Source organism: Clostridia bacterium (assembly GCA_014360065.1).
GTDB lineage: Bacteria > Bacillota > DSM-521 > Neomoorellales > JACIYF01 > JACIYF01.
In genome coordinates this window covers 69324-91556 of the sequence record JACIYF010000002.1, presented here as the reverse complement: position 1 = coordinate 91556, position 22233 = coordinate 69324, and the positions used below count along the sequence as shown (strand labels likewise).

At 56.6% G+C, this 22233-nt stretch carries 17 protein-coding genes, 1 tRNA gene, 1 pseudogene and 1 riboswitch; of the genes and pseudogenes, 7 read left to right on the top strand and 12 right to left on the bottom strand.

All coding sequences use genetic code 11. The annotated features are described in order from the left end of the window. Positions 1–161 precede the first annotated feature (161 nt). The 3 genes from H5U02_01095 to H5U02_01085 all read right to left on the bottom strand — a co-directional run bounded on the left by H5U02_01095 (position 162) and on the right by H5U02_01085 (position 3538). On the bottom strand, positions 162–1424 hold the full coding sequence (locus H5U02_01095) for a CoA transferase (protein MBC7341047.1): 1263 nt from the start codon (positions 1422–1424) through the stop codon (positions 162–164). 242 nt (positions 1425–1666) lie between these two features. Then, complete coding sequence (locus H5U02_01090) at positions 1667–3121, bottom strand: glycosyl transferase (GenBank protein ID MBC7341046.1); 1455 nt, start codon at positions 3119–3121, stop codon at positions 1667–1669. A gap of 141 nt (positions 3122–3262) precedes the next feature. Then, entirely contained in the window at positions 3263–3538 is a 276-nt protein-coding gene (locus tag H5U02_01085) for a YqhV family protein (GenBank protein MBC7341045.1), read from the bottom strand. 120 nt (positions 3539–3658) lie between these two features. Here H5U02_01085 and H5U02_01080 point away from each other — a divergent pair, with 120 nt between their 5' ends. Next, positions 3659–4879 (top strand): MFS transporter, encoded by a 1221-nt coding sequence (locus H5U02_01080; protein ID MBC7341044.1) that lies wholly within the window; start codon positions 3659–3661, stop codon positions 4877–4879. Between the two features lie 16 nt (positions 4880–4895). Here the strand turns inward: H5U02_01080 and H5U02_01075 are convergent, their stop codons facing one another. Together H5U02_01075 and H5U02_01070 are read right to left on the bottom strand one after the other, a co-directional pair. Beyond that, positions 4896–5729 (bottom strand): DUF4367 domain-containing protein, encoded by an 834-nt coding sequence (locus H5U02_01075; protein MBC7341043.1) that lies wholly within the window; start codon positions 5727–5729, stop codon positions 4896–4898. Further along, positions 5671–6285, bottom strand: a complete 615-nt coding sequence (locus tag H5U02_01070) for a sigma-70 family RNA polymerase sigma factor (protein ID MBC7341042.1) — start codon at positions 6283–6285, stop codon at positions 5671–5673. The genes H5U02_01075 and H5U02_01070 overlap by 59 nt, the downstream gene beginning before the upstream one ends. A gap of 244 nt (positions 6286–6529) precedes the next feature. Here H5U02_01070 and H5U02_01065 point away from each other — a divergent pair, with 244 nt between their 5' ends. After that, positions 6530–7714 carry a D-alanine--D-alanine ligase gene (locus H5U02_01065; GenBank protein MBC7341041.1) on the top strand — a complete coding sequence of 395 codons (1185 nt, stop codon included), beginning with the start codon at positions 6530–6532 and terminating at the stop codon, positions 7712–7714. Here H5U02_01065 and H5U02_01060 read toward each other — a convergent pair. The 3 genes from H5U02_01060 to H5U02_01050 form a co-directional block, all read right to left on the bottom strand. Continuing rightward, positions 7711–8505: a 2-phosphosulfolactate phosphatase gene (locus tag H5U02_01060; GenBank protein MBC7341040.1), complete on the bottom strand. Its 795-nt coding sequence runs from the start codon at positions 8503–8505 to the stop codon at positions 7711–7713. The two genes, H5U02_01065 and H5U02_01060, sit on opposite strands and share 4 nt — an antisense overlap. An 86-nt stretch (positions 8506–8591) precedes the next feature. Further along, entirely contained in the window at positions 8592–9458 is an 867-nt protein-coding gene (locus tag H5U02_01055; protein MBC7341039.1) for a phosphosulfolactate synthase, read from the bottom strand. A gap of 132 nt (positions 9459–9590) precedes the next feature. Then, positions 9591–10319 carry a polysaccharide deacetylase family protein gene (locus H5U02_01050; GenBank protein MBC7341038.1) on the bottom strand — a complete coding sequence of 243 codons (729 nt, stop codon included), beginning with the start codon at positions 10317–10319 and terminating at the stop codon, positions 9591–9593. 948 nt (positions 10320–11267) lie between these two features. Between H5U02_01050 and H5U02_01045 the strand changes: the two genes are divergently transcribed. After that, entirely contained in the window at positions 11268–12971 is a 1704-nt protein-coding gene (locus H5U02_01045; protein ID MBC7341037.1) for a formate--tetrahydrofolate ligase, read from the top strand. A 160-nt stretch (positions 12972–13131) separates the two neighbouring features. On the opposite strand, the gene H5U02_01040 is transcribed toward H5U02_01045, so the two are convergent. Then, positions 13132–14352, bottom strand: a complete 1221-nt coding sequence (locus H5U02_01040; protein MBC7341036.1) for a sigma 54-interacting transcriptional regulator — start codon at positions 14350–14352, stop codon at positions 13132–13134. Positions 14353–14649: 297 nt separating this feature from the next. On the opposite strand from H5U02_01040, the pseudogene H5U02_01035 reads away from it, so the two are divergent. The 4 genes and pseudogenes from H5U02_01035 (at position 14650) to H5U02_01020 (ending at position 20352) form a co-directional block, all read left to right on the top strand. Further along, positions 14650–15833: pseudogene (locus H5U02_01035) on the top strand (AMP-binding protein). A gap of 496 nt (positions 15834–16329) precedes the next feature. After that, positions 16330–17487 carry a phosphotriesterase-related protein gene (locus H5U02_01030; protein MBC7341035.1) on the top strand — a complete coding sequence of 386 codons (1158 nt, stop codon included), beginning with the start codon at positions 16330–16332 and terminating at the stop codon, positions 17485–17487. A gap of 152 nt (positions 17488–17639) precedes the next feature. Beyond that, positions 17640–17758, top strand: a riboswitch (SAM riboswitch). A 72-nt stretch (positions 17759–17830) separates the two neighbouring features. Then, the gene (locus tag H5U02_01025) at positions 17831–19150 is read left to right on the top strand and encodes an O-acetylhomoserine aminocarboxypropyltransferase/cysteine synthase (protein MBC7341034.1); all 1320 of its coding nucleotides are present in this window, start codon (positions 17831–17833) and stop codon (positions 19148–19150) included. Beyond that, complete coding sequence (locus H5U02_01020) at positions 19147–20352, top strand: homoserine O-acetyltransferase (GenBank protein MBC7341033.1); 1206 nt, start codon at positions 19147–19149, stop codon at positions 20350–20352. The genes H5U02_01025 and H5U02_01020 overlap by 4 nt, the downstream gene beginning before the upstream one ends. 45 nt (positions 20353–20397) lie before the next feature. On the opposite strand, the gene H5U02_01015 is transcribed toward H5U02_01020, so the two are convergent. The 3 genes from H5U02_01015 to H5U02_01005 form a co-directional block, all read right to left on the bottom strand. Beyond that, positions 20398–20496 (bottom strand) — tRNA-Sec (locus H5U02_01015). Between the two features lie 274 nt (positions 20497–20770). Next, positions 20771–21037, bottom strand: a complete 267-nt coding sequence (locus H5U02_01010) for a hypothetical protein (GenBank protein ID MBC7341032.1) — start codon at positions 21035–21037, stop codon at positions 20771–20773. Continuing rightward, positions 20953–21492, bottom strand: a complete 540-nt coding sequence (locus tag H5U02_01005; GenBank protein MBC7341031.1) for a hypothetical protein — start codon at positions 21490–21492, stop codon at positions 20953–20955. The genes H5U02_01010 and H5U02_01005 overlap by 85 nt, the downstream gene beginning before the upstream one ends. Positions 21493–22233: the final 741 nt, after the last annotated feature.

Below are 22233 nucleotides of genomic sequence, written 5' to 3'. Positions count from 1 at the left end.
AAGCCCTCGCTTCCCACCAGCATTTCGCTGTCCGCCATTGGCTTATTCTCACGTAGACTCGAGAAGAGGTTCCACTAAATGAATTATACTACTAGCACTAGCAAAAATGGGGATTTTAGGCAGAATGTTTATTAAAAATTAGTTAAAGGTCCAGGCTTAAGTTAGGCGCCTAAAATGATGACCCCTGCCCTGGCTAGCCTTAAGATCTCCTCTTCTTGGTAGCCTAGTTCCATTAGCACTACCCGGGTATGCTGGCCTAGCCGGGGGGGTGGGTGATCGGGTTGGTGGTGGTTGATGCTGGTACCAGTTGAGGCTAACTTTACTCTGATAGGGTTGGCCACGCCATGGAAGCAGGAGGGTCCAGCGCCAGTGTCAGCAGGGTTTTCTGGAAGGGGCAGGGATATGATCATTTGCCGGTGCTGTACCTGGGGGTGATTGGCTGCCTCCTCCAAAGTCAAGACCGGCTCCAAGCAGCAGTCGACCCCCGCAAAGAAGCTCATCCATTCATCCCGCGATCGCTGGGCCAGAACCGAAGCCAGGTCAGCTAAGTGCTGGGGGTGGCGGGAAAACTGGTGGGGGATCAGGTCGGGCCGGCCGATCCTTTGGCAAAAGTTTTGCCAAAACTTAGGTTCTAGGGCTCCCAAAGAAAGGTAACCGCCATCCCGGGTGCGATAGAGGTTGTAGCACAGCGCTCCCGAAGCTAAAAGCCAGGCAGTGCTACTCTGAACCGGGAGTCCGTTTAAAAGGTCGCCGAGATAAAGGGAGAGCCAGGAAACCACCCCATCGAACATGGAGATGTCCACGTGGGCACCTTGTCCGGTAGTGCGCGCGTGGTGGTAAGCGGCTAGGATGCCGATGGCTGCCATTAAAGCTCCGCCGCCAATATCGGCCACCTGTACCGGGGGTACCCTTGGAGGCCGGGCTGGTTCAGCCGGGTCTCTTTGGTCACGGTGACCCTGATTCCAACAGTCAACCTCCAGGGCTCCGGCTAACCCGCAGTAGTTAATGTCGTGGCCGGACCGGTGGGCGTAGGGGCCGTCTTGGCCGTAGCCGGAAAGGGAACACATTACTAGGCCGGGATTGACTGCCACCAGCGTATCAAAGCCCAAACCCAGCTGTTCCATAACCCCGGGCCGAAAACCTTCGATGACCACATTAAAGCGCCGGGCCAATTCCAGGAATATCTCTCGGCCAGCCGGCGCTTTAAGGTTAAGGGCTAGGCTCTTCTTGTTGCGGTTTAAACTCAAAAACCCAGCAGCGTATTCCCCTACGGGAGGGCCCATGAAGCGCATATAATCGCCTTGGCCAGGTTCCTCCACCTTGAGCACTTCCGCTCCCAGGTCGGCGAGCAGCTGAGTACAGAAGCCGCCTGGCAGCAGCCGGGTAAGATCAAGAATTTTCATGCCTCCCAGTAGTTTCTGCAAACTCAATCTCCTCCTCGGAAAAAACCATTTAGCTCGAGCCACCAGCCCTGGCCCCTGCCCTTGCGAACCTCGTAACCCTAGGTGGGCAGGGGCCAAATCGAAATCGGCTTGCCCCATGGGGGATGCTCCGCCCAGCACTCAACCGCGGGTCAACCGAACTCACTGAGGGCTATACCACATGAGGTAGGTGAATTCGGGCGCCTGCGGCCTCCGATTGAGTGCCGGGGAGGTGGCGCACTGGCCTACGACCAGCGCGGCACCTCCTGGGTCCTGGGAGTCTTGACCCAGGCCTTGGGCTCTTGGTGCAGCTTTCTGAGCACCCAAGCAGCGGTGAAGGGCAGCGTAAAGAAGAATCCTCCCAGCGGTAAAAAGATCAGCTGGGATACCGCCAAGGCCCGCTTCCACGCCTGGCGGGGCGCAACCCGGAAGTCAATGAAGCGGCGGTAGCGAAAGTACAACCAAAAAGCAAAGCCATAATAAAGGACAATGTTGATCCGCATCAGCAACCGGATGGGGAAAGGTATTAGATACGGATCATAGTAGCCGGCCGAGATAAACGGCAAGAACAACAGCGGCAGCAAGACAAAAAACTGGTAGATCAGCCACTGGCCTTGACCCTGCCAAAAGAGAGCCCGCAGAAGCGGCCGGCGCTTGGACCAGGGGTACTCATCGGCGCGCTGAAACTTTTCTTCCACCTGTAGGTGGCCGCTTCCCCAGCGCAACCGCTGGTGGAAGAATCCCAGGTAGGTGGGCGGAGTTTGCTCGCTGGAGGCGCAGGGCAAATACTCGGGCCAGGCATCCCCAGCCAGATAAGAACGCACCCCCAGCTCCAGGTCCTCGGTCAAGGCCTCGTGGTCATAGCCGCCGACTCGCTTCAATAAGTCGCAGTCCACGAACAAGTTGGTGCCGCCTACAAAGGGGAGCTTCTGCATCAGCACCGGCAAGTACCACTCGTGGGAGAGGGCCTGGAAGAGGGCAGCCACCTTGTTAATAGGTCCCAGCTGGTAAAAATTGCGAATCTGGAATACTGGCCCCTGCCAGATCTTGACTTTTCCGTCGGTCTTGAGCCAGCGGTAGACCACATAGAGGAGCACTTCTCGAGCTGGCCGGCTTTCGGCGTCGTAGAACCCGCATATCTGGGTACCGGGGTTTAGAAAGCTCATGCCGTAGTTAAGGGCCCGGCCCTTGGTGGAAGGGATGCTGCGGGGCAGGGTTGGCCCTCCATAAGGCCCGCGGAAGCCGTCTGGGACTATATAGTGACGAATGGGCGGGGCGGGCGTACCCCGCTCTTTGATAAGCTTGATCTTGGCCTCCACCACTTCTTGGGTGGTAGGCTCTTCTGGTTCACCCAACTGGCGCTGTCGTTTCCGCACTTCCTCGCTGGCCAACAGTTCCTTTTCATCGGTAATTACCAGGATCTCATACCGATCCGCCGGGTAGTCCAGCTGGGCCAGGTGCTCGATGGTATTGCCGATGACCCGAGCCTCATCGCGGGCGGGAACCATAATGGAAATGAAGGGCAGCGATTGACCTTTGGCTTGGGCCAGCCGCTCAACCAGAGAGCGGGAAAGCTTAGGCCGCACCTTCCAGTAATGCTTGTTGGCAAAGTGCCTCCAGGTAAAATAGCGCAGGAACAAGAAAAGAACTACGCCATAAAGGCACACTGTGGCCCAGGCCAAAAAGTGTGCTAAATCCATGTTCTCATCTCCATAGATGTAGGATGCACAAGCTACCAATTTTAATGACAGGTTAACCAAGGAAATAGTTCCCTGCATATGGAAAAAAGAAGAAATTGAAAACGGCAAGCCTCTGAAAGTCTGAGGAGAGGAAATGGCAGATCAAAGGCTGCGGACACCGTAGAGCACTAGACCAATGCCGATTATGATGAGAAGCATTTTGTCCAGGGGAGCCCGGCCGGCCAATCCGGCCAACCCTATGGCGGTGACAATTATCAATATGGTGGGCCCTACCCCGGCCAGGATGGCATTCACCTCCAGAGCCCGATCGACACGGTTGAGCTTGAGCATGATGAGGGCAGCAGTAAATTCGATAGTAGCGGAAAGGATGCGGGTTAAGGCCATCCCCAATACGTAGCGATCAACAGTAAAAAACATGTTACCTATCACCAGCCTTTTTGTTTACCCATGATAGCCTATGCTGGATGCTATTTCCTTAAAACCCTAAACCGCATTCGGGCATAATAATGCCGGCATTTGCAAACGGAGGTAGGACTGATGCGGCGGGAAATGAAGATCCCTTTTGCCATCCTTTGCGCGGTTCCCTTCATCATGGTGCTAGGCAATTCCATGCTCATTCCCCTGCTCCCGGTTATCCGGGGAGCTTTAAACCTAACCTTGTCCCAAGTAGGTCTGCTCATTACCGCTTTTTCCCTGCCGGCGGCTCTAATCATTCCCTTGGCCGGGTACCTGTCGGATCGGCTGAGCCGAAAGGTAGTCATGGTGCCGGCCCTTTGCATTTACGGTTTGGGCGGTTTGATTGCTGGAGTCGCGGCCCTAATCCTGGCCCGGCCTTACCCGGTGATACTGGCAGGAAGGGTGGTGCAAGGAATTGGGGCTGGAGGCACCTATCAGCTAGCCATGGCCCTGACTGGCGACGTCTTCCAATCGGCAGAGCGCTCCTGGGCCTTGGGCCTCCTGGAAGCTTCCAATGGCCTGGGCAAGGTGGTCAGTCCCATAGCCGGGGCTGCCTTTGGACTGATTTCCTGGATCGCCCCCTTTTTTGCTTATGGAATCTTGGCCTTGCCCATTGCCGGACTGGTGGCCTTGGTGGTCAAGGAACCAGCCAAGCCCAAGGCCGACAACCTGACCGGGGAGGAGTACCTAAAGACGTTGAAACATATCTTTCGCGCTAAGGGAGCTTCGCTGGGGACGACCTTCTTGGCGGGCTCTTTAGTGCTCTTCAACCTGTTTGGGGTGCTCAGCCTGCTTTCCGATGGCATCGAGGCCAGCCATGGAATCCGGGGATTGTGGGCGGGGTTGCTGATAGCTTTGCCGGTGGGCGCCATGGCACTGACGTCCTATTTTTCGGGCGCTTACCTCCAGGGTCAAGAGCCAAGGACCATCAAGTTGGTTACTTTGGCCGGCTTGACTCTGGTAGCCCTGGGGCTGGTGTTGTTTGGGCTGGTTACCAATATATACTCATCCTTCTTGGCAGTCATTATCCAGGGTATCGGTACCGGTGGGGTGCTGACCGCGGTGAATACTTTGATCACCGGGGCAGCCAACAAGGAAGAGCGAGGGATCATTACTTGCCTGTATGGATCCATGCGCTTTGGCGGGGTGGCCCTTGGCCCGCCGGTCTTTGGCTTAATGCCGGCCATTGGCAGATCAACTTTATTCTTTGCGGCCGCCACTTTGACGGCCGCCATCTTGGTCGGCACCTTGGCCTTCCTTAAAGCCGATAGCCTCCTTGTTCCTCAGCCCAGCCCTAGCTAGCTTGGGACTTCTATACTTAGCTAGCGGGGGCTACCGACTGGGCTATCTGTAAAGCTTCCTTTTCACCCAGATTGGTGTGGAGTTCGATCTTGAGGCTGTTCTTTAACCACATGATGGTAACTCCACCCTTTTGGGCCAACACTGTGGCATCGCTATTGCCGATCCTGGTCCTCTTTACCTTGGCAGCAGCCGCATCATCCCCAGGAACGCTCTGTTTGATGGTGAGGCTGTGCTCGGCGCCGCGGTAATACAGGGTCAAAACTGCCAAGGATGGATCTACCTTGCGATAGGTAATCCGCTCTAGCTTCATGTCTGAAGGCAAGTAGCTGGGAAGCGGAATTGGGTAAGGTACGATAGATTTTAAATCGGCCAAGGTTATGACTTGCTCGCCGCTTGGGCCAGCTGCTTGGCTGGTGTCTCCGGAGGGTGCGGCTGGCGCCTGGCTGGGGGGCTCTTCCGGCAACTGTGCCTGGGGCTGCCCAGCTGACGGAGTCTGGGCTCCATTGCGCGAGGCCAAGCTAGAATCGCTACCTGGTTCGGTTTTGGCATAAGGTGGGGTTATGATGGGGTTGGCGGTGCTCTCGGCCTTGAGCGGCTGATAAAATGCTGAAATCCCCCCTAGCAGGTATTGTTGAGCATATTGGACCGGGGGCAAAAGCGAGCACAACAGCCCGGCAGCTAGGCCAGCTACCAAAATGCCCATCTGGGGCCAGCGATATCTTCGCCGCTCTTCCTGCGAGAGCCTTACCGCCAGCCGTGCCCATGCCTGATCAACGTCGGGAACGACTGTATCATGGGCTTCCTTGGCCAGCGCTTCTTGTACCAGCTCCTCCATGATGGTTGGCTTCATAACCCTCACCTCTAACTGTGCTGGGCCTCAAAGCGTACAGCTTACGTTCAATTGCCTTGAGCGCCCGGTGCAGCCGCGACTTAACGGTTCCCACAGGGCACCCAATTGCTTGAGCTATCTCTTGCTCATTCATTTCCCGAAAGAACCTAAGCACTATTACCTGCCTGTGAATTGGTTCCAACCCAGCCAGGGCCTTGGCGATCAGGCAACGCAGCTCAGCCCTTTCGGTTTCTGTCTCGGGTGAAGGTATACCAGCCGTTAAAACACCGTCACTAGTCGCGGCGCTATCGTCAGCCATGAGTACGCAATTCTGGCGGGCATTTAGCATATCTACGGCACAGTAACTTACGATGCTATGTAACCAGCCGGAAAACTTAGCTGGCTCTTTTAGAGTCTCTAAACGCCGAAAGACTTTGATAAAAGCTTCCTGCACCACGTCTTCGGCCAGTTGTGAATCCCGCACAATCAAGTAAGCGGTCCGGTAAGCCTCAGGATAATAGGTCTCAAAAAGTAGCCGAAAGGCCTTATGGTCGCCGGCACGGGACCGTTTTACCATATCGGTGACTTCCATAGGGCACCTCGCAGTCCCCTCGTTATCGTAGACGTATCTAGGCCTCAATTAGTTCCCTAATTTATAATGCTCGGACTAGATATATCTTCGTTTTTTGTCGCTTTTTACCTGCCGGGGCAAGAAGGTAATAATTAGCCGGAGCCGAACTATGAAAGGATGTTGTTGAAGTCTAGTCAACTGAGTATAGTTTATGAGTATAGTCTATGGCTTGGCAGGGGGTCCAGCAAAAATGGCAAGGAAAGTTAAGATAGCAATCCTGATGGGCGGGGAATCGGGAGAACATGAGGTCTCCAAGGTGTCAGCTCGATCGATAATGGAAGCCTTAGACCCGGACCGATATGAGGTGGTGGCGGTAGAAATCTCCCTAGAAGGGGAATGGCGCCAGGCTGAGGTGGCCCTAAACCCTCAACCCAGCCGGCCGCCTGGGATCCCTCCTGGGCAGCTCAAGCCCGGCGACCCAGCCGAGAGCCTGTACTGGCGACCCTATGATTATCGACCCTTGGAGGAGCTCTTGGCAGCTTTACCCAAAAGGCGCCTTCCCGACTGGGTGCCGGAGTTCTTGCGGGGAGTAGATGTGGTCTTCCCGGTTTTGCATGGTACCATGGGCGAGGACGGGACCGTACAGGGATGGTTGGAGATGGCTCACATCCCTTATGTGGGGTGTGGGGTAGCGGCGAGCGCCTTGGGAATGGATAAAGTCCTGATGCGGCAAACTTTTGCCCAGGCGGGAATTCCCATGGCCAAGTATTTGGCTTTCTTGCGGGCGGAATGGGAGAAGCGGCCTAAGTCGGTCCTGGAGCAGGTGGAATCAGAAATCGGTTTTCCTTGCTTCGTGAAACCGGCCAACGCTGGGTCGAGCGTAGGCATTACCAAGGTTAAGCGAGCCGAAGACTTGGCCCAAGCTTTAGATTTGGCCTGCCGCTACGATCGCAAGCTGCTGGTGGAGGAAGCCATAGACGGGGGCGAATTCGAAATCAGCGTCCTCGGAAATGATTATCCTGCCGCTTCGGTGGCGGGCCAAATCATCCCCAGCCGAGAATTCTACGATTACCAGGCCAAATATGTAGATGAAGCTTCGCGGCTGATCATCCCTGCTCCTTTGGACCCGGATACGTTGGCGGAAATGCAAAATCTAGCACTTTTGGCCTTCCGGGCCATCGACGGGGCCGGCATGGCTCGGGTCGATTTCTTCATCGAAGGGTATAGGGGAGAAGGCCAGGAGTCAAATTCAAAGCGCGGGCGCATTCTGGTGAATGAGATCAATACCATTCCCGGCTTTACTGCCATTAGCATGTACCCCAAACTCTGGGAGGCCAGCGGGCTCCCCTACAGCTTTTTGCTTAATCGCCTCGTAGAACTGGCCCTGGAGCGTTTCATCGACCAGTCGCGGACCGTCAGGCGCTATGAAGGCTAGACTGCCGGTGTCGCCGCCCTTAGTCGGTCGCCAGCCCAAATCGGCACCAGGACAAACTCATCCTCCCGGGCGCAGAAGGATAGGTCGTCTTGGAAACCGAGGGCTGCCAGCTTTTGACCGTGCTTGGTGCCTAAAAGCAGGTCGGGCAAACGGCTCCGGTAGGTAAGATAAAAAGCTTCAGCCACCATGGCGGCATCAGTCGGGGTCAAGAGAGGGAAGCTTAGGTGCAGGCGGTGGACTATGGACCCGGCAGCGACGGTGTCCTCGGCGCTCACTCTCCCCTCAGTTCCCGAGCAGATGAGGAGCAGCTTAAAGGCTTCTCTTGCTGGCGACCCACTTTGGTTTTGGGCTAGCTGGCTAATATAGTCGCTGGCAGCTCGGGCATTGAGCAAAGCGGCGGCTAGGATGACTTTGGGCTCGGGCAGGGAGCGGGCGGCGGCTAGGGCTTGGGTGCCATTGGTGGTAGAAAATATAATGGTCTTTTCTGCCACCCGCTCGGGGGTATACTCCCCAGGGGAATTGCCCAAATCAAAGCCTTCTATCTTGACGCCGCCTCGTTCCCCCCCGAGCAGCAGGGGGTGCCGGAAACCGGAATTAAGATAGCGGGAGCGCAGAGCCCAAGCTTCTTCTACGGTGGTGGTGGGAACGATAGCCTGGGCTCCATGGGCTAGGGCGGCTACCATGGTGCTGGTGGCCCGGAGGACGTCAATCACTACTGCTACTTGCGGGCTAAAGCTTTTTCGGTCGGCCACTTCTTTCCAGGTGAAAGCTACATCGACTTCCAGTTGCATCCTATTCTCCTTCCTTGGCATCCCTTGCTCAAAGCCTTCCCTGCCACACCACATTTAGGGCCTGGGTTGCTCGCGCACCCGTCCACTTACACCTGCAACGGAACCAGCGCCGCCTCGGCGGTTGCCTGGTCGGCGATCGCCGCCTTGGCCTGTTCGCGCTTGGCCAGGCAGGCCCGCAGGGTGTCGCCCCTAAGCCCTCGGCGCAGGGCCTCCAACGCCAGCACCTCGCCGGGAGGGATATTGCCCAGGTTGACATTAGGGCCAAAGCGCAGGATGAGCTCCTGTTGCTGGGATTTCAGTGGCGCCTCCCAGATGATCCTATCCACGTCGCCCAATCCCTCAGCTATTTCTTCCATCTCGCCCACGCGGAGCTTGCCCTGCTGGTCGTAAATCATTATGCCCTTTCCTGACTCCCGCCCCTCAATGATGACCTTATGAGCGCCATCGGCCAGATCGGCCCGACCTTGGCGAATCAGGAAGGCGGTAGCCACTTGGTCCCGGGGGTCCTTCTTGCCTAGCTCGGTAATGACCTGCAAGCCCTTTTCTCGGGCCAAGCTGATAGCCTTCCTTCTAACTGATCGGTCCATCACGATGGTGCCGTCGGAAACCTCAATGCAGGTATAACCCATCTCTTGGGCCAGGTCAAGGAAAGCTACCAATTTATCCTGGAGCAGCGCTATTTCTAAAAAGGTGCCGCCGGGGCAGGTGTGAATGCCAGCTTCCACGATTATTTCCAGTTTCTTCTCAAGAACCGGCCGGGGGTAAAGGGCGGAAGTTCCAAAGCCTAACTTCCATATGTCTATGTAGGGGGCGGCTATTTCTACCAGCTCTTGGGTGGTGGCCACACCCAGCCCCTTATCGATGATCATGGTCCAACCCACATTTCGCGGCTTAGATTGGCGGCCTTCCAGAGGAAAGTCCAGTATCTCTGTCCACTTGGCGGTGCCGTTCATTTTTAAGGCCATTGGCTTTCCCTCCTGAGATTGAGTTCTGCATACTGTATATCTATGGAGAAGCGCCGGAAAGGACATTTGTCCCGCTCAAAAAAAGGTCGGGAGTTGGAGGAAGGCCTGCCAGGAAAACCGCTATTTGGAGTTAGCAGCCAGAAGCTCAGAAACAGTGACCAGCTCATACCCGCGGCTACGTAGCCCTTTGATTATGGCGGGCAGGGCAGCCAAGGTGGCGGGTTTACCCTCGTGGGGAAGAACGATGGATCCGGGGCGGGCATGGGCAAGGACGTGCCTAGCCAGGTGCCCAGCCTGGGCGTGGGAGGGCATCCAGTCCTTAGGATCTATGTTCCAGAGGACTACGGTTTGCCCCTTTTGGTTGGCCCGGGCAATCAAGGTCTGATTGTAGTTGCCGCCCGGGGGACGAAACAGGGTAACCGGCCTTTGCATCAGGCGGCCAAGCAGCTGGGAGGTTTGGTTGAGCTCAGCCTCTATGGCGGAAGGGCTGGCCTTGCGGAGGTTCTGGTGCGACCAGGAATGGGCCCCGATTTCCATAAACACCCGCTGGCTTTTTATCTGGGAGCCGGGCACCTTGGCGTTGCCCTGATCTGGAGCCGGACTACTGCTTGCAACCGTGGGTTGGGCGGCGGCGCACCAAGGCACCTCTACGGCGGTGGAGGCGATTAACCGGACCAGCTCTGGATGAGCTTGGGAGTGCTTACCGATTAGAAAGAAAGTAGCTGGCGCTTGGTACTCCTTTAGCACCTCCAGGTACTTGGCCGTCCAAGCCTCACTGGGGCCGTCGTCAAAGGTGAGGGCAATTTTCTTACCGGCTTGGGAAACTGAACCTAAGGCCAGGCCGGCCATTTTGGGTGGCTGAGAGGGTTGGCCGGCTGGGTCGGAACTCGGCTTGGGGCTGGCTTCGGCTATTGGCGCAGGGGCCGGACGAGATTGGGTTCCCTGGTCTTGGATGGGTCCGGCCTTAGGCTCCGAATTACTAGTTGGCTGAGGCTTGGGTGGGGAAGGCTTTGGCGGTTCTAGTGGCGGAGCAGGGCTTGGCGCTGGAAGCCACGAAGGTAAAGCCTCCCCTGGCCATGTCTCCAAAGAAGCCAGCGCTAGGGCACTGGGTGAGCTGGCGCCGAATCGGAGCGCTCCCAGGATCCACTCCCATCCGGTTGGGAAACCGATCCAGATAAAAAAGGCCAGAATGGGAAGCAAACGCCACAGGAATGGTCTTGGGGAGATCTGACGCCACCGGTTGAGGAAGCTGGTCATTTTGGTCACAACCTTAGTTGTCAGTTGTTGTTAGCCTCCTGTCCCCTCCAATGATATTGACGGAGCATCCGGCCAAAAAGTTGCCTGGGGTTAGGTTAATTTTTTATGACCAAAGCAGGAAATTAGTACCCTAGGTAGAAAATACAATCTGTTAGAACACAAACCACAAGCTCCATCAGGGCGATTGAGGTTAATCACCCTTGCTGGCTCACTATGACAGTAGGTCGACGCAGGTTGGGTTTACAAACAGGAAATGGGGTGCTGGCACTTAACGTTGGCGTGGATGATTAGTTATGCGAACTTTTATATTTAAAGCGATAGAGAAAATTATCACAAAGTTATCGAGCCAACGGTAGCAGGTGGGCATGCAACCGTTGAAATAGGGGGTGAAGGGCAGAAAGGATCTTAGGGTTGATAAGGGGCTTGAGCCTAAGGTAGGCCTTGAGCTTAGGCCGGAGCGCTAGTAGGGTGGAGTTGGTAGTGAAATGGGCTGGCTGACGGTACCATAGGTTGCAAACTGGAAAAGTGGAGGGATGTTTAGTGAAAACGGTTCCTAGTGATCTGGAGATAGCCCAAGCTCATAAGATGATACCCATCAAGGAAATTGCAGCTTCCATAGGGTTGGACGAAGAGTACCTGGACTATTATGGCAAGTATAAGGCTAAGGTTTCCCTGGATGTATTGGAGGCCTTTAAGGATCGCCCCGACGGCAAGCTTATCGATGTTACTGCCATAACCCCCACCCCCTTGGGTGAAGGCAAAACCGTCACTACCATTGGCTTGACCCAGGGCCTAGGCAAAATTGGCAAGAAGGTAGTTTGCACCTTGCGGGAACCGTCCATGGGCCCTGTGTTTGGCATCAAGGGGGGAGCGGCTGGCGGCGGCTACTCGCAAGTGGTGCCCATGGAAGACCTCAACCTGCATTTCACCGGGGATATCCATGCCGTGGGGGCGGCTCATAATCTGTTGGCGGCCATGATTGATGCTTCTATCCTCCATGGTAACCCTCTCAACATTGACCCCTTGACCATTATGTGGCCCCGGGTGGTGGACATCAGCGACCGGGCATTGCGGAACATAGTGATTGGGTTGGGCGGCCGCGAGAACGGTTATCCCCGCGAGGCTGGATTTGACATTACGGTAGCCTCAGAAGTGATGGCCATCCTCGCCCTGGCTACCAGCCTTAAGGATCTGCGGCAGCGCCTGGCCCGGATTGTCATTGGCTACAGCTATGATGGCAAGCCGGTTACCGCCGAGGACCTGAAGGCGGCGGGAGCCATGACCGTGCTTTTGAAGGAAGCCTTAAAGCCCAACCTGATTCAGACCCTGGAGGGACAGGCCTGCTTCATGCACGCCGGTCCTTTTGCCAATATTGCCCATGGTAATAACTCGGTGCTGGCCGACCGAATCGCCCTCAAGCTGGCTGACTACGTAGTAACGGAGAGCGGATTCGGCGCTGACTTGGGCATGGAGAAGTTCATGAACATCAAATGCCGCCAGTCCGGTTTGCGCCCGAGCTGCGTAGTCATCACCTGCACCGTGCGCGCCCTCAAGATGCACGGCGGACTGGGAACGGTAGTGGCCGGCAAGCCTTTACCAGAGGAGCTGACCAAGGAGAACCTTCCCGCCCTGGAGAAAGGCTGCGTCAACCTAGCCCACATGGTCAAGCTGGCCAAGTCCTTCGGGGTGCCGGTGGTAGTATCGGTGAACCGGTTCGTTGCCGATACCGATGCTGAGGTAGAGCTGATTCGCCAGAAGGCGGTGGAGGCCGGAGCCGAGACGGCAGTTCCGATTACGGTTTGGGCTGACGGCGGCGAGGGCGGCACCGAGCTGGCCAAGGCAGTGGTGGAAGCCTGCGAGAAGCCTTCCAACTTCCAGTTCACTTATCCGGACAGTGCTTCCCTCAAGGAGAAGATCGAAACCTTGGCCAAGGTGGTCTACAACGCCGATGGGGTTCGTTATGAGCCGCTGGCGGAGCGGAAGATCAAGCAGTTCGAGGACATGGGCCTGGGCAAGCTACCGGTATGCATGGCCAAGACCCACCTCTCCATTAGCCATGACCCCAACTGGAAGGGTGTCCCCTCGGGTTACATCTTTCCCATCCGGGATATCCGGGCTTCAGTAGGGGCTGGCTTTGTCTACCCGCTGGCTGGTGCCATGCGGACCATGCCGGGCCTACCGTCGCAGCCGGCCGCCTTCAAGGTGGATATCGACGAGAACGGCCGCACCTTGGGCCTGTTCTAAGGCGCAAGCCTGAAGCTGAGCCTTATGCCGCTGGGCACCTACCAGTTACCCGGCCTGGCAAGGAAACTAAGGCTGCCCTGCTTATTGAGGGCAGCCTTTTACTTCCCCCATTGCTTACCGGCAGGATGTCGCGCTGGCTAAGCAGTGGTACGGCCTTTGCCTAAACCCTAGTCGGGGCATTACTCATAGCTTTGAGCTTGCGGTATAGGGTGCTACGGGCGATGCCCAGCTCCCTGGCCGCCAATGCCCGGTTGCCGCTGCAGCGGGCTAGGCAAGCGCGGATGGCCTCAGCTTCCAGGGATCTAAGGGGCAGCTTTTCCGGTGGTGACTGGAAGGCACTGTTGGCTCCAGTCACCTTATCCCTGAGCTGGAGATGGGGCGGGAGGTGGCCGACCCCAATTTCCCCTTCCTGGCACAAGACTAAAGCCCGCTCGATAACGTTTTGGAGCTCGCGGATGTTGCCAGGCCAGGAATAAGAACTTAGAATTTCCATGGCTTCGCTACTGATCTGAGCCATAGCCCTCTTGTTTCGGCGGCAGAACCTCTCCACGAAAGCTCTGGCCAGGAGGGGAATATCCAGGCGCCTTTCCCGGAGCGGAGGCAAATGGATGATGATTACGTTTAGCCGGTAATATAGGTCTGACCGAAAATTACCCTTTCGGGCTTCCTGGGCCAAGTCCTTGTTGCTGGCGGCGATGACTCGGACGTCGAGGGAGATGGTCTCCGTGCTTCCTACCGGGGTAACCTCTTTATCCTCTAGCACCCGGAGCAATGCTGCCTGCATATCTAAGGGCATTTCCCCGATTTCGTCCAGGAATAGCGTGCCCCCGTTGGCCAAAAGGAACTTGCCCATGTAGCCGCCTCGGCGCGCCCCGGTAAAGGCCCCGTAGGCGTAGCCGAAAAGCTCGCTGGCAATCAATTCGCGGGGGATGGCGGCGCAGTTGAGGGCCACAAACGGACCTTGGCTGCGGGAGCTGGCATTGTGAATGGCCTGAGCCAAGGCATCCTTTCCGGTTCCTGTTTCACCTGTAAGCAGAATGTTGCTGTCCGAGCAGCTGGCCATCATGGCCAGGTGTCTGGCCACAATGAACTCGCGGCTTTCCCCAACTAAGTCGGCAAAAGTAATCCTGGCCCGGCTGCCCATGGCTTCGTTCAGCCACCTATGCAGGCGCTTGGCCTCGGAGAGGACCAGCACCGTGCCCACTCGCCTTCCGCAGGCCGAGACCAATGGTCTGGTGGTGAGGCTAAAGCTAACGGTTCCGGCCCGGGTGCGGAGATTGGCCATCTTATCGGTGAGGCGGGTGGGGGCAAGGATTAGACGAGCGGGCAAATTGGCTTCCCAAACGGTTATGCCTTTGAGCCTGACCCATGGCCGGCTCATTTTCCTACACCCAGCTTAAACTCGGGCGTCCTATCCTGGGACACTTGGGAGGGGATGGGTCTCCCCAGCCTTGCCATCCTGCCATTGGCATTCAGATTGCATAATGGCGACAGTGTCAATCGACGCCAACCATGCCCGGCTATGACTAACCGTGCTCAAGCCCGCCCCGGGCCACGGCACTCCCGGCGGTTAGGATAAAAGCCCCTTGGTCAGGCTAAGGCTAGGCAGCTTGGGCAGGGCGTAGGGTTGGTTGGCCAAGACCAACCGGGTTACCCGGAAAGGAGGAACCAGTATCTTATGAACCAGCGCCATTTTCCTTACTGGCCGGCCCGCTTACCCAAGACCTTGGTTTACCCCCAGGTGCCGCTTTTTGATTTCTTGGAGGCGTCGGCCCGGCGCTTTCCGGCTCATGCGGCGGTGATTTACTATGGTAAAACCATCACCTATGCAGAGCTATGGGAGAGTTGCCAGCCACGGTCATTTCCAATTCCTTAAGTTCGTATCATTGGCTCGCGGCTACCTCCTCCAGCGTGAACTTGGCTTCCCTGCCGCTTTTTCATGTAACTGGAATGGTTCATAGCCTAAACGCTCCCATCATTGCCGGCGGAACCATAGTACTTCTAACTCGCTGGGATCGGGAAGCGGCCTTGGCGGCCATCGAAAACTACCGCTGCAGCCATTGGGTCAACATTACCACCATGGTAATCGACCTCTTGGCTTCTCCCACCATTGGCAGCCGTGACCTGAGCTCGCTGGTGGCGGTGGGCGGGGGCGGGGCACCTATGCCGGCGGCAGTAGCCGAAAGGCTGAACCAGGTAACCGGGCTTAATTACATTGAGGGCTACGGCCTTACCGAGACCATCTCTCAGACTCACTTCAACCCCCCCGATCGAGCCAAGCTCCAGTGCATAGGCATTCCCGATTTTGGGGTGGATGCCCGCATTGTCGATGTGGAAACTCTTAAGGAGCTGGAAGTAGGGGAAGAAGGGGAGCTGGTAGTAAATGGCCCCGAGGTATTCAAGGGCTACTGGAATAAGCCGGAGGAGACCAAGGAAGCCTTCATCGAACTCGATGGCAAAAGCTTTTTCCGCACTGGAGACATCTGCCGCATGGATGAGGATGGCTATTTTTACGTAATCGACCGTTCCAAGCGGATGATCAATGCCGCCGGGTTCAAGGTTTGGCCGGCGGAAGTGGAAGCCATTCTCTACCGGCATCCGGCCGTGGCCGAAGCCTGCGTGGTGGGTGTACCTGACCCTGAGCGCATTGAAAACGTCAAGGCGTTTATAGTTCCCCGGCCTGAGTTTAAGGATAAGGTGACTGCCCAGGGGATCATCGACTGGTCCAAACAGCAGATGGCCGCCTATAAGTACCCCCGGATGGTGGAGTTGGTGGAGGCTCTGCCGAAGAGCGGGGCCGGCAAGATCCTCTGGCGGGAACTGCAGCAGCGGGAAAAGGAACGGGCGGCCCAAAAGAGCTAGTCGCGAAGGCGCAGTATCTCAGGCTGGACGTCGAATGTTTCCAGGGGTACACCCGAAAGAAGTATGAAAATGCCGGGTGCTCTGGCGCAAGGCGACTTTGGGCGAGCCTCGCGAGACGCTAGCAAAACCGAGTCCGGAGGCGGGCCCGACCCAGCACTCAACTTATGAACCCGGTAATGGGGTTACCCTGCCCAGAAAGCGAGTGTCCATGGGCCATGGTATTTTTTGTGGTTGAGTGCTGGGGAGGCCGGCCTCTTGAGACAGGAGGTCGAATTGGTCGCCCAGCACTCAACCAACCGCGAGACTGCAGCCCCCACAAACAGCTTGCTGCGCATAGTGTGGAACCCAAGCTAGGGTCAGTCAGCTGAGTGCTGGGCGCCGGAGGGCGAGGGGGAGCCATACGGATTGCCGGCGAGGCCATCCGGAGCCGGCGGCAGCGACCTGGCATAGGGAACGTTTCGGAAGCTTCTTTCTAGGGAAAAGGAGGGCTAAGTAAATGGTCAATACGGTTTTAGGTCCCGTATCGCCAGAGGATTTAGGGATTACTCTCATGCATGAACACATCGTCTTTGGCTATCCCGGTTGGTATGGGGATGCCACCCTGGCCCCGCCTGACCGCCAGGCAGCGCTCAAAGCTGGTATTGAGCTAATGCAACAGCTCAAAGATTATGGGGTTAAGACCTTTGTGGATGCTACTCCCAACGAGGCCGGTCGCGACCCCGAGCTATATCGAGAGATTTCGGAGAAGACCGGGGTCAACATCATCTGCGCTACTGGTTTCTACTACGAGGAGGAAGGAGCTCCAGCCTACTTCAAATTCCGGAGCAACTTTGCCGACATCATCGCCGAGATTTACGAGATGTTCGTGAAGGAAATCACCGAGGGCATTGGCAGGACGGGGATAAGGGCAGGAGTCATAAAGCTAGCCTCCAGCAAGGGGATGATCACCGATTACGAAAAGGCATTTTTCCGGGCGGCCGCCAAAGCCCAGAAGGAAACCGGCGTACCCATTATCACCCACACCCAGGAAGGAACCATGGGTCCGGAACAGGCCGACCTCTTGCTCCGCGAGGGCGCCGATCCCAGCCGCATCATGATCGGGCATATGAGCGATAACACCGATATTCGTTACCACTTGGACGTCCTTAACCAGGGTGTCTACATTGGCTTTGACCGCATGGGCCTCCAGGGCTTAGTAGGGTGCCCCATGGATAGGGAGAGGTATGCCTGCATTATTGGACTCATTGGCATTGGCTACGGCGACAAAATTATGATCTCCCACGATACCATTGCCCATTGGCTGGGTCGACCCTTTGCCCTTCCAGAGGTGGCGCTTCCGCTCATAGCCGAGTGGCATCCCACCCACCTCTTTAAGAATATCATTCCGGCCCTGAGAAAAGCAGGGATCACCGAGGAACAGATCAGCTCCCTGGTTTCCGACCTGGCCGGGGTGATGCAGGTGGCCGGGCTGCACGGGGGCGGCTCCCCCCAGATGGAGACTATCACCATGATGTCCCGCTACGACCTGGAAAGCCTAAAGGGCATCGCTAAGTACCTGGCCGGGATCGAGAAGGAGCTGGCTCGCTACGAGAGGCCTACGGTGACGCCGCGAAAGATGCTGGAACGATTTCGGGCCATGTATCAGGGAAGGTAATATCAATGACGATTGAACATCAAGGCAGCCCAAAATGTACCGAAGCCAAATAACTGTTGACAAGTAAAGATGGGGAGTCTATAATGACTTAAAATCTTATCAACTCACTCGGAATTGTCGTACTAAACCAACTGCATACCAAGTTGCATCACTTCTTATCCAGAGTAGGGGAGGGAAAGGCCCGATGAACCTCGGCAACCTCCAGGCGGCTAGCGCCTGAAAGGTGCCAACTCCTGCCGGCGTTGGATAACAACGGCCGGAAAGATAAGAAGGGGCTAAGCTGAAAACCCTCTTCTTATCGAAGAGGGTTTTTAATTATCGTCTGCTAGGAGGCTACGATAAAATGACTAATGCCCAACGCTTTTCAACCTTATCCATCCATGCCGGGCAGGTGCCGGATCCTTTGACCAAAGCTCGCTCGGTGCCCATCTACCAAACCAGCTCCTATGTCTTTGATACCGCTGAGGAAGCAGCAGCCCAATTTGCCCTCGAGCAGCCGGGCTACGTCTATGCCCGCATCGCCAATCCCACCACCGAAGTCTTGGAAAAGCGATTGGCTGCCCTGGAAGGGGGAAGCGCGGCTTTGGCGGTAGCCTCGGGGCAGGCGGCCATAACCTTGGCGGTCCTAAACATAACTCGAGCGGGCCAAAACATCGTCAGCAGCAGCTGCCTCTATGGGGGGACCTATAATCTTTTTCACTATACCCTAGCTCGTCTAGGTATTGAGGTTCGCTTTGTGGACTCCTCTGACCCCGGCCATATCGAAGCTGCCATCGACGGCCGGACCCGGCTGGTTTACTTGGAGTCCATTGGCAACCCCAAGAATAACGTGGATGACTTTGAGGCAATTGCTGCCGTTGCCCACCGGCACGGGATTCCCTTGATCGTGGACAACACCGTCACTACACCTTACTTATTGCGGCCCTTTGAGCACGGTGCCGATGTTGTCGTCCACTCGCTAACCAAGTTTATAAATGGTCACGGCACTTCCATTGGCGGGGCCATAGTGGAGTCAGGACGCTTTAACTGGGATAACGGCAAGTTCCCGGAGCTATCCGAGCCCGACCCATCCTACCACAACCTTTGTTACTGGGAGCTGTTTGGGGCCAAGGCCGCCGATGCAAAGCTAAGTACTGCCTATATTGTCAAGGCCAGAGTCCAGCTGCTTCGGGATCTGGGCCCTGCCCTTTCACCCTTCAATGCCTTTCTTTTCCTGCAGGGGATAGAAACCCTTCCCCTGAGGATGCAGCGCCATTGTCAGAATGCCCAAGCGGTGGCAGAGTGGTTGGCGGGGCACCCGGAGGTGTCCTGGGTCAACTACCCTGGCTTACCCAATCATCCCGACTACGGGCGAGCCAAGCGCTACTTGCCTCGGGGTCAAGGGGCCATCATTGGCTTTGGGATCCGGGGCGGGTACCAGGCGGCGGTGAAGCTGATCCGATCGGTTAAGCTAATTTCACATCTGGCCAATATTGGCGACGCCAAGAGCCTGATCATCCACCCGGCTTCCACTACCCACCAGCAGTTGAGTCAGGAGGAACGGTTATCAGCCGGAGTAACTGACGATTATATCAGGTTGTCGGTTGGCCTAGAAGAAGTTGAGGACATCATCGCTGACCTGGACCAAGCGATTGCGGCTAGCCAACAGGAGGGAACCCGATGAGCGACCCTTTGAACTTGCTTCCGGCTAAAAAGTCATCGAGATTTGAGGTTCCGGATTCACCTGGCTCGGTAGGGTGGACTTTTCCCCAGAGGGTGCAGTTGGCCGATGCTACTAACCCCTTGCCGCTGGAGGGTGGAGGGAGCCTTGCTCCGGTGGAAGTTGAATACGAGACCTACGGCCAGCTAAACCAAGATGCTAGCAATGCCATTCTTATTCTCCATGCCCTGTCGGGAGACGCCCATGTCGCTGGCTGGGATGCCAGTGCTCGAGAATATGGCCGGCCTTGGCGGTTGGACCGGCCGGGCTGGTGGGACTCCATGGTGGGGCCGGGGAAGGCTTTTGACACCAGGAAATACTTTGTCATTTGCTCCAATGTTTTGGGCGGCTGCTACGGGACTACCGGGCCGGGATCAGTCGACCCAGCTACCGGCAGGCCGTATGGGCTGCGCTTTCCCGTGGTTACAGTGGGCGACTGGGTGCGCCTCCAGGAACGGCTCGTCTCCCACCTGGGGATCGAAAGGCTGTGGGCGGTGGCGGGGGGTTCGCTGGGAGGGCAACAGGCCTTAGAGTGGGCGTTGGCGTACCCGGAGCGGGTGCAAAAAGTCATAATCCTCGCCTCCTCAGCTCGGCTTAGCGACCAAGGCATCGCCTTTAACCAGGTGGCCCGGCAGGCCATAATCAATGACCCCGGTTTTCGAGGAGGCGACTACTACGGGGAGCGCGGTCCTGAGAGGGGGCTGGCCATTGCCCGCATGTTGGGACACATAACTTATCTCTCGGAAACATCCATGGGCTGGAAATTTGGACGGCGATACTGCCACAAAGGCGGGCCTAGCTTTGGTTTTAACCTTGACTTTGAGGTGGAGCGATACTTAGAGCACCAAGGGCGTTCCTTTGTAGAGCGCTTTGATGCCAATAGTTACCTTTACATAACCAAAGCTATGGACTACTATGATGCCGCCAGTTGGGGCGAAGGGGATCTGGTAAGGGCGTGCATCCGAGCAAAAAGCCAATTCCTTTTGCTGTCCTTTTCTTCCGATTGGCTGTACCCGCCAGCTCAGACTAAGCAACTGGCCAGGGCTATAAAGAAAGCTGGCAAATCGGTAATTTACTTTAATCTGGCTTCATTATACGGGCATGACGCGTTCCTTTTGGAAGCCAATAAAGTTACCCCCATAATCAAACGCTTCCTAGAAGCCTAGCCAAAATAGTCCTAGAGCCCCTGCACTGTTGCCCTTGAAAACGTTTGGCGGGAGTGTGTGGGAATCGAACCCACCGCGCCCAGGAGTGGCCTGAGCGCCACTGGATTTGAAGTCCAGGGAACCCACCAGGACCCATCCACCCCCGCAAGTTCCTCCAACAGCGAGCCCATTTTAGCACATTCTTGGGTTGCTGACAAACCGGTTGCTATCGCATGCCACCTGCGGTGCTGGCCCCTTGCTCCATATCCTCGGCGGAGCCAACTAGCACTCCATGCCAGCCCCCATTATTACCTGGGCTATTTTCTTCCTTGGTGATGCTACTTGTGAGCGGCACGGGGGACTCCCTGGCTTTCTTTACCCAGCTAGTTCCGTCGCTGGCTCCGCCCCCTTCTTTTGGCCCACGGGGATGGTTAGGAGTTTAGCCGATGCTGACCCGGTATTCCCTCAACCAAATGTCGATTTGGATCAGATAGGCTAACAGTTGTGGACCAGTCATGAGTTGACCGTACCAGGGCAGATTGATTTGATCGGCTCCGGATAAGGCCAACCTGCGCACAGTCGGCCCATCTACCAGCCCCTGCAAAGGGGAGGTTGGGTCACTTAGAATGTGAAGTAACCAGTTTCGGACTGCCTCGAGATACTCAGGGTGGTGGGTTTTGGGGTAAGGGCTTTTGGGGCGGGCCAAAACCTGCGGCGGCAGTACCCCTTTAAGCGCCTGCCGCAAAATTCCCTAGTCTGATCCTTTTCACCCCAGATTGCGAAAGCAAAGATTCCATTTAAGCGCTCCAGGCACTCCGCTCCCCATTGCATATAGGCTTTGAGCAACACCTCGGTGTCGCTGTAGCCGAAGAAGCGGTGGCCCTTAAGCCGCAATTCCTGGCGCAATTCCTCGGTATTATAGAGCTCTCCGTTGTAGACAATGACCAAGGCATGGTCACCTTGCTGGCCAATCATGGGCTGGCTTCCCCCTTCTGGATCGATTACCGTTAGACGGCGATGGGCCAAGCCAGCATGGGGTGACAACCAGATCCCGGAGGCGTCGGGCCCCCGGCAGGCCAAGGCTTTACTCATAGCCTCAAGGATTCTTGTCTCCTTACTGAGGTTGATTTCCCAGTCCACCCAGCCAGCAATTCCGCACATGAAGCCTTACCCCCTTGCTCTCGTCTCAGTTATGAGCTCCACCGGCGGTGGTGGCGAAAGCGAACAAAAAGGCGCCCCACCGAAAGGTTAGGCGCCATTGCCTTCAGGGGGCTCCATTGCCCCGTTACCCTTTACTGCTGATAGATGTATATGCGATTTAGCCGGCTTAGGTGTCAGGGGCTTTCGGCCGCTGGCGGGGATGGCTGGGGCAAGGGAGAGTGATCCGGTACCGAGGAGCTGGTGTAGGCCTGGGTTCAACTGGGGCTGCCGATGCCGGCTTAGGCCCCGGACCAGGACCAGGTCCAGGCTTAGTCCTGGGCCCAGGTCCAGGTCCCGAGCCAGGCCCAGGCCCGGGGCTGGGCAAAGATCCGCCTGGAGAGCCAGGCAGCGCGGGTGCGGGCGGCTTCTCTCCGGCCAATGGGTGCCTGGGGGCATGGACGATGGTGATGCTATTAAGGATGAGTTCATCTTCCGAAACCAGCTGGCCATCTTGATAGCGACGCTGGCGCAGCTCCGCCCGGGGGATGACTGCCGTGACTTCGTGAGGCCAGGGTAAGCTGGTTTGGCGGCGCACCCGCATAGTCACGCCATTAATGACGATTTCTATTTCGTCCCGACTTAAGTCTCTGTCTTTATTTCCTCTATTCTTATCTAAAGATGGTTCCGGCGCCATCCTTATCCACTCCTGCCTGTATTTTACGCTTAAAGACAGCGGTCGGTGAATCCTGGCTTACCAGCACA